This window comes from Flavobacterium laiguense, assembly GCF_003097655.1.
Taxonomy (GTDB): domain Bacteria; phylum Bacteroidota; class Bacteroidia; order Flavobacteriales; family Flavobacteriaceae; genus Flavobacterium; species Flavobacterium laiguense.
The window spans coordinates 228,863-243,996 of record NZ_QCZH01000001.1; the positions used below are offsets into that span (position 1 = coordinate 228,863).

At 35.7% G+C, this 15,134-nt stretch carries 10 protein-coding genes; 4 read left to right on the top strand and 6 right to left on the bottom strand.

Going from position 1 to position 15,134, the window contains the following annotated elements; genetic code table 11:
- Positions 1-107: 107 nt before the first annotated feature.
- The gene (locus DB891_RS01015) at positions 108-2,303 is read right to left on the bottom strand and encodes a patatin-like phospholipase family protein (RefSeq protein WP_116759692.1); all 2,196 of its coding nucleotides are present in this window, start codon (positions 2,301-2,303) and stop codon (positions 108-110) included.
- A 58-nt stretch (positions 2,304-2,361) separates the two neighbouring features.
- Positions 2,362-4,158, bottom strand: a complete 1,797-nt coding sequence (gene uvrC, locus DB891_RS01020; RefSeq protein ID WP_116759694.1) for an excinuclease ABC subunit UvrC — start codon at positions 4,156-4,158, stop codon at positions 2,362-2,364.
- Positions 4,159-4,306: 148 nt separating this feature from the next.
- Between uvrC and DB891_RS01025 the strand changes: the two genes are divergently transcribed.
- The 3 genes from DB891_RS01025 to DB891_RS01035 all read left to right on the top strand — a co-directional run bounded on the left by DB891_RS01025 (position 4,307) and on the right by DB891_RS01035 (position 7,173).
- Positions 4,307-5,284: a succinylglutamate desuccinylase/aspartoacylase family protein gene (locus DB891_RS01025; protein WP_116759696.1), complete on the top strand. Its 978-nt coding sequence runs from the start codon at positions 4,307-4,309 to the stop codon at positions 5,282-5,284.
- A gap of 88 nt (positions 5,285-5,372) precedes the next feature.
- The gene (locus DB891_RS01030; RefSeq protein ID WP_116759698.1) at positions 5,373-6,635 is read left to right on the top strand and encodes a pyridoxal-dependent decarboxylase; all 1,263 of its coding nucleotides are present in this window, start codon (positions 5,373-5,375) and stop codon (positions 6,633-6,635) included.
- Positions 6,604-7,173 carry a 5-formyltetrahydrofolate cyclo-ligase gene (locus tag DB891_RS01035; RefSeq protein ID WP_116759700.1) on the top strand — a complete coding sequence of 190 codons (570 nt, stop codon included), beginning with the start codon at positions 6,604-6,606 and terminating at the stop codon, positions 7,171-7,173. The genes DB891_RS01030 and DB891_RS01035 overlap by 32 nt, the downstream gene beginning before the upstream one ends.
- Positions 7,174-7,251: 78 nt before the next feature.
- Here DB891_RS01035 and DB891_RS01040 read toward each other — a convergent pair whose 3' ends face one another.
- On the bottom strand, positions 7,252-9,909 hold the full coding sequence (locus DB891_RS01040; RefSeq protein WP_189337077.1) for a response regulator: 2,658 nt from the start codon (positions 9,907-9,909) through the stop codon (positions 7,252-7,254).
- A gap of 313 nt (positions 9,910-10,222) precedes the next feature.
- Here DB891_RS01040 and DB891_RS01045 point away from each other — a divergent pair, with 313 nt between their 5' ends.
- Complete coding sequence (locus tag DB891_RS01045) at positions 10,223-10,417, top strand: hypothetical protein (protein WP_116759704.1); 195 nt, start codon at positions 10,223-10,225, stop codon at positions 10,415-10,417.
- 58 nt (positions 10,418-10,475) lie between these two features.
- Here the strand turns inward: DB891_RS01045 and DB891_RS01050 are convergent, their stop codons facing one another.
- From DB891_RS01050 to ileS, 3 genes are all read right to left on the bottom strand, one after another.
- Positions 10,476-11,078, bottom strand: a complete 603-nt coding sequence (locus DB891_RS01050) for a lipoprotein signal peptidase (RefSeq protein WP_116759706.1) — start codon at positions 11,076-11,078, stop codon at positions 10,476-10,478.
- Between the two features lie 86 nt (positions 11,079-11,164).
- Positions 11,165-11,545 (bottom strand): TraR/DksA family transcriptional regulator, encoded by a 381-nt coding sequence (locus DB891_RS01055; RefSeq protein ID WP_116759708.1) that lies wholly within the window; start codon positions 11,543-11,545, stop codon positions 11,165-11,167.
- 4 nt (positions 11,546-11,549) lie between these two features.
- Positions 11,550-15,011 (bottom strand): isoleucine--tRNA ligase, encoded by a 3,462-nt coding sequence (ileS, locus tag DB891_RS01060; RefSeq protein WP_116759710.1) that lies wholly within the window; start codon positions 15,009-15,011, stop codon positions 11,550-11,552.
- Positions 15,012-15,134 lie beyond the last annotated feature (123 nt).

Consider the following 15,134-nt stretch of genomic DNA (forward strand, 5'->3'; position numbering starts at 1 on the left):
AATCACTCCGGATTTCTCTTGATTAAGAATTGAAGATACTCTAATAAACCTATCCAATTTGTTTTCATTATTACAAATGTCGTAATTTTAATTTAATTTAATAACATTTAGAATAAAAAACCAACAGTAAACCAAAGATGGGAACTATTTGTTTCTGGAGACCAAGAATATTTTACCTCAACTGGCCCTATAATGGTCTCTAAACCGTAGCCAAGTGCGTAGCCCGAATATTTAGGCCACGAAAACCAATCAAGCGAATCATAAAGATTATTTTCTAAATTAGCATAATTCGCAGAAAAATTGATGTGGTTTTTCTTGAAAATTTCATAATCTAGGGTAATAGTCGTCTCCAAATAACTGTTTGCGGCAAGACTCAAAAAATCATAGCCATAAAAATATTTGAAATAATTAGTGGTATAGAATCCGTAACCACCCAAAACAAAATCAAAATAAGGCACACTGGCGCTTCCTATTGATGCTCCGGCTTCGGCTTGAAGCTTAATTGTCGTTTTATTAAAAATGGTTTTGGCAATACCCGCCTCGGCACTTAGTATCGAAAAAGGTTCGAAATTTGAGGAATGATCAGACGAAAACATATAAAATTGCGGATTCCCCGAAAAATACCATCCGCTTTTAGGAAAATATTTATTATCATACGAATCGTATTTTACATACCCAAAAACACTGGAATAGGTACTGTTGGTAATATTGGAATCAACATCTAATGTTTCAGACGTTATTTTAAGATATTCAAACTCTGCGCCAACACCTATCAGAAATTTTTGAGCAAATATGGATTGAATATAGACTTGATTAGACATATTAGAATAATCAATGTTTATCGAATTTGTTTCTTGGGTATCGCGTTTGTATATATTATTGGAAATGTTTTCATTAAATTGATTGAATTGCGACTTAAAACCATAGCTTAATCGAAATCCATTATCGATATAATAATCAAAATAATATCTTACATTATCCCCTAAAGCTAAATCTACTGATAAAAAATCATTCTTTAAAAAAGTTTTTTTATTCGTTAAGTTAACCAATACGGCACTTTTATACAATCCATCATAATGCAATCCAAATTTCAAATTCGTCTTAATGGGACTTTCGGTCAAATTAAGAATCAAGTCATCCTGCTCTCCATTTTTATCAAAATAATAACTTACTGCACTAAAATTTTGGGTACCATTAAGGTTATTCACTCCTGATTCTAAATCCTTGAAACTTATTTTGGTTTCGGGTTTAACGTGCAATTTTCCAATGATATAATCTCTTGAATAATTTTCTAATTCATTAACTTTAATGGTGGCAATGCTCAAACTATCGGTTTCCAAATGCAACCCTGGCTTATGATAAGGTACTGATTTATCTGCTAAAAGAGCTATTTTTTCATAAACTGCAAATGTGGCATCTTCTCCTTTTTTTATAATTTCCGACGCTTTATCAAAGGATACCACTCCATAATTTATAACATTTGGTTTTATGTAAATATCGGTTTTTTCGGCATTTTCCTTCATCCTTTCAATCATTTGCAGATTGGTGATTTGAAAGAAAATTTTAGTGGCACTTTTTAGCTGATCTTTGTTTAATAAACCGTTTTGAACATCAACTCCTATAATAATATCTGCCCCAAGTTTTTTGACTTCCTGTATGGGATAATTATTGATTACCCCTCCATCGATAATCAGATTCCCATCGATGACAACCGGTGAAAAAACAGAAGGCAACGAGGAACTCCCCGCCAAAGCTTGAGCCAAAATTCCTTTATCAAAAACCACTTGTTCTCCCAAAGCAATATTGGTTCCTATACACAAAAAAGGAATTCGTAAAGCATTAAAATCCCGAACATGCCTAACCGGCAAGGTCAATCTACTTAATAAATTGAAGTTATACATCCCTTTGGACAATGCTTCGGGTGAACCTATTTTAAATTTATTAAAGGGAAGTGTAAGTGCATACAATTCGTCATTCCTTTTTTCGTAAAAATTTTTAGACGATCTGGGTATAAAATCATTGAGGATGTTACTGAAATTGGTTACCTTTATTATAGAGTCAATTTGTTTAGCATTATATCCCATGGCATAAAGTCCACCTATAACGGCTCCCATACTAGTCCCACCAATGTAATCGATTTTTATCCCTGCTTCCTCCAGTACTTTCAAAACACCTATGTGCGCAAACCCTTTGGCTCCACCTCCACTCAACACCAACCCAATTTTAGGATTTCTCGGTGTATCTTGAGAAAATGAATTCAAACAAGTAAAAAACATAAGAAGTAACAATACAATCTTATTCATAGAAATCGATTTGCTTTATTTTAATATAACGTACTTGCTTTAAGGTCTGTTAAAACTATTATTCTACCACCTTGTAAAAGTCGGTAATTTTTTTGGCTTTTGATGCTCCTACCACCTCCGAAATTTCTTTTTCTGTAGCTAATTTCAACCTTTTAACACTTTTGAAATGTTGTATTAATGCCAACATCGTTTTTTCTCCAATTCCGGGAATACTTTCTATAGACGAATTCAACGCCGCTTTACTTCTTTTGTCTCGGTGAAACGTAATTCCAAAACGGTGCGCCTCATTTCGTAATTGCTGAATGACTTTTAACGTTTCTGACTTTTTATCCAAATACAATGGAATGGAATCATCAGGATAGAACAATTCTTCGAGTCTTTTGGCAATACCGATAATGGCAATCTTCCCTCGTAATCCCAAGGCATCAATACTTTTTAAAGCCGATGATAATTGTCCTTTTCCTCCGTCAATGATAATCAAATTTGGTAAAGGTTCATTTTCATCCAACAATCTTTTATAACGGCGATAGACAATTTCTTCCATCGAAGCAAAATCGTCAGGGCCTACAACAGTTTTGACATTAAAATGCCTGTAATCCTTCTTGCTTGGTTTTCCGTCTTTGAACACCACACAAGCAGCAACGGGATTTGTCCCTTGAATATTCGAATTATCAAAACACTCTATATGTCTAGGTTCTACCGGTAATCGTAAATCACTTTTCATTTGAGCCATTATCCTATTGGTATGGCGGTCTGGATCTACAATTTGCAATTGTTTGAGTTGTTCTATCCTATAAAACTTGGCATTGCGAATCGACAAGTCTAATATTTGCTTTTTGTCGCCCAATTGTGGCACCGTTATTTTTATGGTAGGTCCCAAATCTACTTCAAACGGAACAATCACTTCCTTGGACAATAACTGAAAACGCTCCCGCAATTCTATTATTGCCAATTCCAGTAATTCTTCATCGCTTTCTTCGAGTTTCTTTTTGATTTCCATCGTATGGGAACGAATAATGGATCCATGTGAAATTTGCAAAAAATTGATGAAAGCTGCACTTTCGTCCGAAACAATAGAGAAGACATCAATATTGGTAATCTTTGGATTTACAATCGTAGAACGCGATTGATAATTTTCCAGAACTTCTATCTTTTCTTTTATTTTTTGTGCTTCCTCAAAATGCATGTCTTGTGCCAAACTGGTCATGAGGCGCTTAAAATCTTTCATGCTTTCCTTAAAATTCCCTTTTAGAATTTCCCGAATGGCATCGACTTGTTTTTGATAATGCTCTAATGTTTCCAATCCCTCACATGGCCCTTTGCAATTGCCAATATGGTATTCTAAACAAACTTTGAATTTTCCGCTATCAATGTTGGTTTTACTTAGATCGTAATTACACGTTCGCAGCGGATATAGTTCTTTTATCAGATCGAGAATCGTATGAACCGTCTTAAAACTAGTATACGGACCAAAATATTCCGACCCATCTTTGACCATTCTACGCGTGGCAAAGATTCGGGAAAAAGGTTCTTTCTTGATACACAACCAAGGATAACTCTTGTCGTCCCGCAACAAGACATTGTATCTGGGCTGCAGCGTTTTTATTAAATTGTTTTCTAATAAAAGAGCATCCGTCTCTGTAGGAACGACAATGTGTTTTATGGTTACAATTTTCTTAACCAGCACATTGGTTTTGGCCGTATCATGGATTTTATTGAAGTAGGAAGAAACTCGTTTTTTAAGATTCTTGGCTTTGCCCACATATAATATCTTCCCTTCCTTGTCGTAATATTGATACACGCCAGGACTATCAGGCAGAGTTTGGATTTGAAGCGCTAAAGTTGGATTGACCATTTTTTAAAAGATTCTCAGAATTAAATGGTTATAGCAAAAAAACCTATAATCTTCATTTTTTCAAATTTACGAATAACATTGAAGCAAACCAAAACGATTTTTTTTATACCAGATAAATAATTTCTATATTTAGATTTTATTTTAAAACATGAAGAACACAAAACCAATGGTGATTTTTGGCGAAAGTATTTTGCCTGGCGAAAATAAAACCATTCAATTAGAAATTGCCCGATTGCACACCACTACCAAACTGACGATTCCTATTATTGTACGACGTTCAAAAGTTGAGGGACCGGTTGTTCTTTTTTCGGGAGGGATTCATGGCGATGAATTTAACGGTATCGAAATCGTTCGCCAACTCATCAGCAAAAAGATAAACAAGCCCAAAAGAGGCACTATCATTTGTATTCCCATTATTAACATATACGGCTTTATCAACCGATCCAGAGATTTTCCGGATGGCAGGGATTTGAATCGTGTATTTCCTGGAAGTAGAAAAGGTTCATTGGCTAGCCGTTTTGCTTACCATATCATGAACGACATTGTTCCTATCGTAAATTATGCCATCGATTTTCATGCCGGAGGAGCAAGCCGGTTTAACGTTCCCCAGATTAGGCTTTCGCCAAATAACCCCGAGACACAACAACTGGCAGATGCTTTTAATGCCCCATTTACATTATTCTCAAAAAACATATCCGGCTCTTTTAGAAACTCCTGTGAAAAATTAAATGTCAAAATGCTGCTGTTTGAAGGTGGAAAATCATTAGACATCAATGAGAAAGTGGCTCAGGAAGGCGTTAATGGAGTCAAACGATTTTTAGATTATTTAGACATGTTAGACACCAAACAAATTGTTGAAAAACAGCAAAAGCCAACGATCTATATTGAAAAATCAGGTTGGCTGCGAGCTAAATGTTCGGGTTTGTTAATCGATAATAATTTCGTGGGACAATTTGTAAAAAAAGGAACTGTGTTGGGTATGATTACTGATCCTTTCGGGAAATTTGAACGAAAAATTAAAGCCCCAAACGATGGTTATGTGATCAATGCCAACCACTCTCCCATTGTCTATCAAGGAGATGCCATTTACCACCTCTCAAATACTACAGAAGAAGGCGAAGAATAAATCCTAATAATCAAAAAGCCAAAACCTAACAATTATCATATTTTTTAAAAATCTTTACCTGTATTTTTGAAAAAAAATAATAGATAATATGTTGTATTGGAAAAAGTTATCCCAAAAAGAGAGACAAGAACGCATTCAAAAAGCGTTAACTGAAAATGTAAATTTTACTTTGGATACTTCTTTAGGATATCCTGCCTCAAAACTAGACGGAAAAGTGTACAATGGCGAAGCCTCATTTCTGGCAGACGCACCTACTTTACAAACCTATGTAGCCAATCCCAATCATATCGGTTGTCATACGCTTGGTACTTCCGAGAAAGCTTTTAAGGGAACTCAAGAAATGGAACGCGAAGTATTAAATGTACTGGCTGTAGATGTTTTTAAAGCAGAACCTAATTCTTTTGATGGCTATATCGCTCCCGGCGGAACCGAAGCAAATATTCAAGCCATCTGGATGTATCGCAATTATTTTAGTTATAAGCTCAACGCAAAACCCCATGAAATTGCCATCATAGCCTCTGAAGACACCCATTATTCCATCCCGAAAGCATCCAATTTATTAATGTTGGATTGGTTAAAAATTCCAGTAGATTTTAAAACACGAGAGATTGATATTTTTTCATTAGAAAACATAGTAATTAAGGCTAAAGAAAACGGTAAAAAATATTTCATTGTCGTATCCAATATGGGAACCACAATGTTTGGAGCCATTGACAATGCAAATGATTATATTCAGGTGTTAGAAAAACACAAACTGGTCTATAAAATACATGTTGATGCGGCTTATGGTGGCTTTATGTATCCTTTTAGCAACAAAAACAGTGATCTCAATTTTGAGAATCCAAAAATAAGTTCAATAACCATTGATGCCCACAAAATGCTACAGGCTCCTTATGGCACCGGAGTTTTTCTATGCCGAAAAGGATTAATCGAAAACGTTTTGACCAAAGAAGCCGAATACGTAGAAGGAATGGATTTAACCCTTTGTGGTAGTCGATCTGGATCTAATGCCGTTGCTGTTTGGATGATTTTGTTTACGTACGGTCCTTTTGGTTGGTGCGAAAAAGTGCGTGTTTTACAAATGAGAACCCAGTGGCTTTGTGATCAATTGGATGCATTGAACGTGGCTTATTTTAGAGAGCCGTTTATGAATATAGTAACTATTCAAGCGGAATTCATTGAAGAATCCTTGGTCAAAAAATTTGATTTGGTTCCCCAAAAACACCATGGTGATAATTCATGGTATAAAATTGTGATTATGGATCATGTAGAAGTAGATCATTTGAGTACTTTTATAACCGATCTAAAAGAATCACTTTATGTTGAAAAAGGAATTAAGACAGAAGTATAAAGTATTAAGACAAAATCTTACTGCTACTGAAATTGAGAATTTAAGCCTGGCTATAGCCAATGAAATCCTAAAACTTCCTATTTGGGAGAAAACCTATTTTCATGTTTTTTTGTCCATTACAGAACAAAAAGAAGTCGACACCGAATTTATATTACACGTTTTATCTGGAAAAGATAAAGAAATTGTGGTTTCAAAAAGCGATTTCAAAACTAGGGATATGACCCATTTTCTTTTGACGGATAATACTCGAATCAAGAAAAACGAATACAATATTCCTGAACCTGTTGATGGTCTGGAAGTTCCTGCAACAAAAATTGATGTTGTTTTTGTCCCGCTTTTGGCTTTCGACAAAAAAGGGCATCGGGTGGGTTATGGCAAAGGTTTTTATGACAAATTCTTATCGGAATGCAAACCCGAAACCATTAAAATAGGACTTTCTTTCTTTGAACCCGAAGAACTGATTTCGGATGTTTTTGAAAGTGATGTCTTGTTGGATTATTGTGTAACACCAAATGGTGTTTCTGTTTTTTCAGTTTAAGGTTACCAGACTTTTGAAGGTGGGTAGCCTTAAACGGAACACTTCTATTGAAGAGTAGTAATCCATTCATTTTATTTTTTAATTATAATTGGGATCAATGTTTTTCGCCTTTTTAAAATACTTCTGTAGTAATGCCATTAATTGCTCTTTCTTAACCGGTTTTGAAATATAATCATTGCAGCCTGCGTCTATAGCCTTTTCTCTGTCGCCCAGTAGTGCATAAGCAGTTTGAGCAATTATGATTGCGCTTTTATTGAACTGTCGTATTTGTCGGGTAGTTGCATATCCGTCCATTTCAGGCATTTGAATATCCATCAACACTAAATCAATGTCTGGATTATTGCGACAAGCTTCAACTGCTTCAACTCCATTTCTCGCTTTTAAAATTTCTTTACCAAAAAGCGCAAGCGTTTTTTCAAGGAATTTAGCAGAGACTTTGTCGTCTTCTGCAATTAGTATTTTTAGGTTTTGGTTTTGTTTAGCATCAACTAAATAATCATTTTTGATTCCATCCATTACTTCCTGTCCTCCATTGTAAGGAATGGTGAAATAAAATATAGACCCTTTTCCAAGTTCGCTTTCTACCCAAATTTTGCCGCCTAACATTTCCACAAAAGCTTTAGATATGGACAATCCCAATCCTGCTCCTTCATAATTTTTGGTTAATGTTTCACTGCCTTGTCTGAACCTTTCAAAAATGATTTCTAACTGTTCCTGTCGAATGCCATTACCCGTGTCTTTTACGAAAAATTCCAGTTCGAATGATTGGTCATGTACACTAGCTATATGCTCTGGTTTTGGTTCGGCCGGTTTCAAGTTACAACCAACTTCAATGATGCCTTTTGGGGTGAATTTAATGGCGTTTTTGACCAAATTAGTGAGTATGGCATAAATTTTCTCTCGATCGGTTTTAATCATGACCCTATCTGAAGGTAAGGTGTTTTTAAAAGAAAGTTGCTTGTCTGCGCCATCAAACTCAGGCTTAAAGAAGGTATAAATGTATTCGATTTGCTCATTGATGTTGGTTTCTGAAAGCGAGACTTTCATCAGTCCCGATTCTATTTTAGAAATATCAATAATGTCATTGATAATATTGAGCATACGGGTACCACTTTTCTCTATGATGTTGATGCATTCTTGCTGTTCTTCACCAGTTAAGTTTGGTTCTTTCAATAGTTCGGCAAAGCCCAAAATACCATTCATAGGAGTGCGTATTTCATGGCTCATATTGGTCAGGAAAGCCGATTTTAGACGATCACTTTCTTCGGCTTTTTCCTTGGCAATTATCAGTTCTTCTTCAATATGTTTACGCTCGGTAATATCCTGAATAGTGCCAATCATTTTTATGGGCTGATTCTCTTCATTAAAAAACACTTCACCCAACCCGTGAACCCATCGTTCTTCATTGTCATCCTTTCTTATAATTTTATATTCTTTATCAAATTTACATTTACGGACAAGTACTTCATTCCTAAAATAATTCAGTATTTTTGGTCTCCATTCTGGATGAACAATCGAAGTCCAATTAAGTGTTGATTTATCATAATCGGTATTAATGCCCAAAATAACATCTAAAATATTTGAGCTTGTCCAAGTGCCATTTTCAAGATTCAGAACATAAGTACCCAGACGTGCAATTGTCTGTGTTTCTTTTAAAAACAGTTCACTATTCTTTAGCAATTCTTCAGCCCTTTTGCGCTCGGTGATGTTACGTGTATGTGCTAGGTGCACTATATTACCGTGGTACTCCATAGGCACGGCATTAGTCTCCAACCAATAACGCCCTCCTTTGAGCCCCACCAATTCAAATTCCAATTGAACGGATTCGCCCGCAATCACCCGTTTGTGCATCCTTATAAAAGCCTTGCGGTGTTCCGGAGAAATAAGCTTGAAAACCTCTTGTCCTGTTACCTGTTCCATAGAATCGGCTCCAATTATCGACAGCCCTGCTGGGTTCATAAGTATCAATCTCCCCTCGGCATCCACTATCTTGATGCATTCAGGTTCTGCTTCAATTATGGTTCGAAGACGGTATTCACTTTCTATGAGCGCTTGTTCTGCCTGCTTTTGTATGTAGATATCATGCTTGAGTATTTTATTCTTATCTTTTATTCTGAATAAAAAAAGGATTGCCAATAGTAATAGAACGATTAGTACACTTGATTTGATTACCTCTACTAGTAAGGAATTAACCCATGACTTTGCGTCAAAATCCATTCCATATACGGCAATGGTTTTGCCTGTAATTTCATCTTTTATGGGTATAAGCGCACTTACCCATGTTCCCCATCTATCGGTATATGGAGGTGAAATGATTTCCTTTCCAGTATTAAAAGCCCTGTATGAAGCTTCATCGGCTTCGGTATATTCCTGTCCTGGGGGCGAGCAATCCTTTGATTCTGCAGGTTCGGAATCTGCAAAAAAGTATATTTTACCATTTCGTTTGGTAAATATATACGCGAATCTTGCTTTGGGATTGACGTGAATTATGGCCTTTAATGCTTTTTTAATAACCTGATATTGTGGCTTATCAATATCGGTTGGTTTTGCTTCAAGCATTTTTAATTCCTCTTTTGGGAACGCTGCTTCAATAGATTTTGCAATTTGCAACGCTTCATTGGCTTGACTATTTTTGAATTTTATCCAAGTATAATGAATGTATATTACACCTGAAATTAAAATTAAAAATAACACTATTTTTTGCAATGCTACTTTAGGTAGTTTAATTTTTCTCATAAACATCTGGATTATTGTTTATTTAATTATACTATACTGTAACTCTGATATTCAGACAGAAAGGGACGAAATTGTATTTTATGTCAATCAATTTTTGCTCCTCTTACAAACACAATGAATTTACTTACTAAAGGTATTGTATTTTTCTTTATATACACCGCTGTATCTTTAAAAAATTTTGAAGCCAAGCAAAGAAGAAGTACTTGGAAAAGGAAATTGTTTCAATGACCTTATACTTGCAAACGCAACCAACAATCATGAACAGTCCGTTTATAAATAGTATGTTTGCATTTATTAAACCTTTTATCAAGTTATGAAAATTTTTAAAGTCCCAAGATTTACAACCCAAATTCTGATTATTCTATTTGCTGTTTCATCAACAAACTGTAGTGTTCGAGTGGGAACAAACAGTCATACCGTTAAAACAAAACAAGTTCCTCCTGGACAAGCCAAAAAAATGAGTGGCCAAAAAAGCGCCAAAAATTATGCTCCAGGACATAATAAATAAACGAAAAGAGGCTATCCTTTACAGATAGCCTCTTTTATTTTTTTTCAAAATGCAAAATCTATTCCTTATGAAAAGCTTTTTTATTAAACACAATTAAAATCCCAACACCAGTTGAAATCGCCATATCGGCTACATTGAAAATGGCGTTAAAAAAAATAAACTCTCTCCCTCCAAAATAAGGTACCCATTCTGGCATAGGATAATCCTTTATGAAAGGAAAGTAAAACATATCTACTACTTGTCCGTTCAACCATGTTCCATACGGTTTCTCTGCAAATAAAGTAGCCACTTGTTGGTGACTATCATCAAAAATCACTCCGTAAAAAACAGAATCGATAATGTTTCCAAACGCACCAGCCAATATCAAAGCAATAGCCACAATCAAATAATTGGAGCTCTTTTTTCTTTCTATAGCATCCCACAACCAATAGCCAATTCCCGTTACAGCAAAGAGTCTAAAAACCGTTAAGATTAATTTTCCGTACTCACCCGGTATTTTGGTACCCCAAGCCATTCCTTCATTTTCAATAAAATGAATTTGAAACCAATTAAAAACGTGAACCTCTTCGCCTAAAATAAAATTGGTTTTTATATATATTTTAGAGAATTGGTCGACTAGTAGTATAAGAATAACTAGGAAGTATGCTTTAAATAATGACATTTTTTGATGATTTAATGGCGTAAAAGTAACAATTTAATCAAAAAAAACGCTCCAAAAGGAGCGTTAATTATTTTATTACAGCAAAATTATTTTTGCAAATTTTTGGCCTCGATACTCATTGTAGCATGGGGAACAATTTTCAATCTTTCTTTCCCGATTAATTGTCCAGTAACTCTACAAACTCCGTACGTTTTATTTTCAACACGGAAAAGTGCGTTCTTTAAATCACGAATAAACTTTTCTTGTCGAATCGCAAGTTGTGAGTTGGCTTCTTTAGACATGATTTCACTTCCTTCTTCAAATGCTTTAAATGTAGGTGACGTATCATCCGTCCCATTATTAAGGTCATTCATGTAAGCGCTTTTTATCAAATCTAAATCCTCTTGAGCTTTAGTGATTTTCTTTTGAATAATTTCCTTGAACTCTGCTAAATCAGCGTCAGAGTATCTTACACTTTCATCTACCATAATACTAATTTTTAGTGATTGTTATTTTTGTTGTTATTCCGTCGAAATCAATTTCCGTGCCATTTTCGATATTCTCTTCAAAAACAAGTACTTCTGTTAATGTTTCCGATTTAATATAGTCCTCATTGGCTTTTACTGCTGTTTCCAAAGTATCATTTTTTTGCAAATGCACTTTAATTTTATCCGTTACCTCAAACCCAGTATCTTTACGTATATTTTGGATTCTGTTTACTAATTCTCTCGCAATCCCTTCTTCTTTCAGTTCTGGAGAAATTGTAATATCCAACGCAACTGTTATTCCGTTTGAATTGGCAACCAACCATCCTTCTATATCCTGTGAAGATATTTCCACATCTTCTAAGGATAAAGTTACACTATTTCCTGCAATAATAACGCTTAAGCTACCCTCTTTGTCAAATTGTGAGATTTGTTCTGTAGATAGATTTTGTATCTCTTTAGAAATCAATCCCATATCTTTTCCGAAGCGAGGCCCTAAAGCTTTAAAATTTGGTTTTATTTGTTTGATCAAAATACCAGAAGCATCATCCAAAAGCACGATTTCTTTTACATTTACCTCAGCCTTTATTAGATCTGAAACCGCCTCTATTTCGAGCCTTTGATTATCGTCAAGTACCGGAATCATTACCTTTTGCAAGGGTTGGCGCACCTTAATCATCTCCTTTTTTCTAAGCGATAAAACAAGTGATGAGATGGTCTGTGCTTTCTGCATTTTACTCTCTAACATTTTATTAACATACTTTTCAACCGAAACCGGAAACTGGGCCAAATGTACTGACTCAAAATTTTCTGATTGTGTAACCTTTGTTAAGTCTCTGTAAAGCTTGTCCATAAAGAAAGGAGCAATAGGCGCGCCTAGTTTACTTATGGTTAACAAACAAGTATAAAGTGTTTGATAAGCCGCTACTTTATCTTGTGCGTATTCGCCTTTCCAGAAACGACGACGACACAAACGAACGTACCAGTTACTTAGGTTTTCCTGAACAAACTCAGATATGGCACGAGCTGCTTTTGTAGGCTCATAATCGGCATAAAAACCATCCACATCTGCGATTAAAGTATTCAATTCTGAAATAATCCATTGATCAATTTCAGGTCTTTCGTTTACCGGAATTTCGGTCTCAGCATATTTGAATCCGTCTATATTGGCATACAAACTAAAGAACGAATAGGTATTATATAAAGTCCCAAAGAACTTACGACGTACCTCAGCAATTCCTTCCAAATCGAATTTTAAATTGTCCCAAGGATTCGCATTGGAGATCATATACCAACGCGTGGCATCTGGACCGTATTCATTTAAAGTTTCAAAAGGATCGGCAGCGTTACCCAAACGTTTGGACATTTTTTGTCCGTTTTTGTCTAAAACCAAACCGTTTGACACTACATTTTTGTAGGCTACTTTATCAAAAACTAAAGTCCCGATAGCGTGCAAAGTATAAAACCAACCACGGGTTTGATCCACTCCTTCGGCAATAAAATCGGCTGGATAGTCTTTGTTTTCGTCTATTTTTTCTTTGTTTTCAAAAGGATAATGCCATTGTGCATAAGGCATCGCTCCCGAGTCAAACCAAACGTCTATCAAATCAGCTTCACGTTTCATCGCTTTTCCTGAAGCAGAAACCAAGGTAATTTGATCGACTACATTTTTATGCAAATCAATTAAATCGTAATTGGCCTCAGACATGTTTCCTACCTGAAATTCCTTGAAAGGATTTTCAGCTTGAACACCTGCCTGAACTGCTTTTTCGATTTCGTTGTATAATTCTTCAACAGAACCCACTAGAATTTCTTCGGTTCCATCTTCGGTTCTCCAAATTGGTAATGGGATTCCCCAAAAACGAGAACGAGATAAATTCCAGTCGTTGGCGTTTTTCAACCAATTTCCAAAACGTCCTTCTCCAGTTGCTTTTGGCTTCCAGTTGATGGTTTCGTTTAGGTCGAACATACGATCTCTAACCTCCGTGATTTTTATAAACCACGAATCCAACGGATAATATAAAATTGGCGTGTCGGTCCTCCAGCAGTGTGGATAACTGTGCACGTATTTCTCTACTTTAAACGCTTTGTTCTCTTCTTTTAATCGAATGGCAATCTCTACATCTATCGAACGCTCTGGAGCATTTCCATCTGTATAATATTCGTTTTTTACATATTTACCACCAAATTCTCCCATTTGCGAGATGAATTTTCCTTGTAAATCTACCAATGGAACTGGGTTTTCATTTTCGTCAAGAACCAACATTGGTGGCACTTCAGGTGTAGCTTCTTTGGCAACCTTCGCATCATCCGCTCCAAAAGTTGGGGCAGTATGTACAATTCCGGTTCCATCTTCAGTCGTTACGAAATCACCTGAAATTACTCTAAAAGCATTTTCTGGATTTTGGTATGGCAACGTAAATTGCATTAATTGCTCGTAACGAATCCCAACTAGATCCGCACCTTTACATTCGGCAAGGATTTGAAATGGTATTTTTTTATCGCCTTCTTTGAAATTTTCAAAATCAGCTGCATCTGTACTCTCAAAAAATCCTTTCCCAAATTGTTTTCCAACCAAATTTTTAGCCAAAATCACATTTGATGGACGGAACGTATATTGGTTGAAGGTTTTCACCAAAGCATATTCAATTCTTGGACCAACAGTCAAAGCCGTATTACTTGGCAAAGTCCAAGGTGTAGTCGTCCAAGCCAAGAAATGGATTTCGTCTAAATCCAACCCTTCAAACTTATAATGCTTTAAATTATTAGAACTGATGTAATTATAAAAAGTATTAAAGACTAATTCTCTTTGATCTTCCAATACTTTAAACTGAGCCACAACCGTTGTGTCCGTTACATCACGGTAACTTCCCGGTTGGTTCACCTCGTGAGAACTCAAACCTGTTCCCGCTTTTGGAGAATATGGTTGGATGGTGTAGCCTTTGTACATCAAATCCTTGTTGTAGATTTGTTTCAATAACCACCAAACGGACTCCATATATTTGGATTTATAAGTCACATATGGATCTTCCATATCGACCCAATATCCCATTTTTTCGGTCAGGTCATTCCACACATCGGTATAACGCATTACGGTTTTCTTACACGCTTCGTTATACTCCTCTACGGTTATTTTTTTTCCAATATCTTCTTTGGTAATTCCAAGTTCTTTCTCTGTACCCAATTCTACAGGCAAACCATGGGTATCCCAACCGGCTTTACGCTTTACTTGGAATCCTTTTTGGGTTTTATATCTGCAAAAAATATCTTTAATAGCACGAGCCATTACGTGGTGAATTCCAGGCAATCCGTTGGCCGAAGGCGGTCCTTCAAAAAACACATAAGGAGCGTTTCCCTCACGAGTCGTTACACTTTTCTCAAAGATGTTTTCTTTCTTCCAAAAATCCAGTACTTCTGACGCCACTGTCGGCAAGTCAAGTCCTTTGTATTCAGTAAATTTTGTGCTCATTTTATCCTTTTCTTAATCGAGGTGCGAAAGTAAGGAATTTTGAATAAAACAAAGAAAAGAACTGGAAAAATAGCATTAATCCCTTATAAATTTAAATACACATTGCATTTAAAATCGTTATTT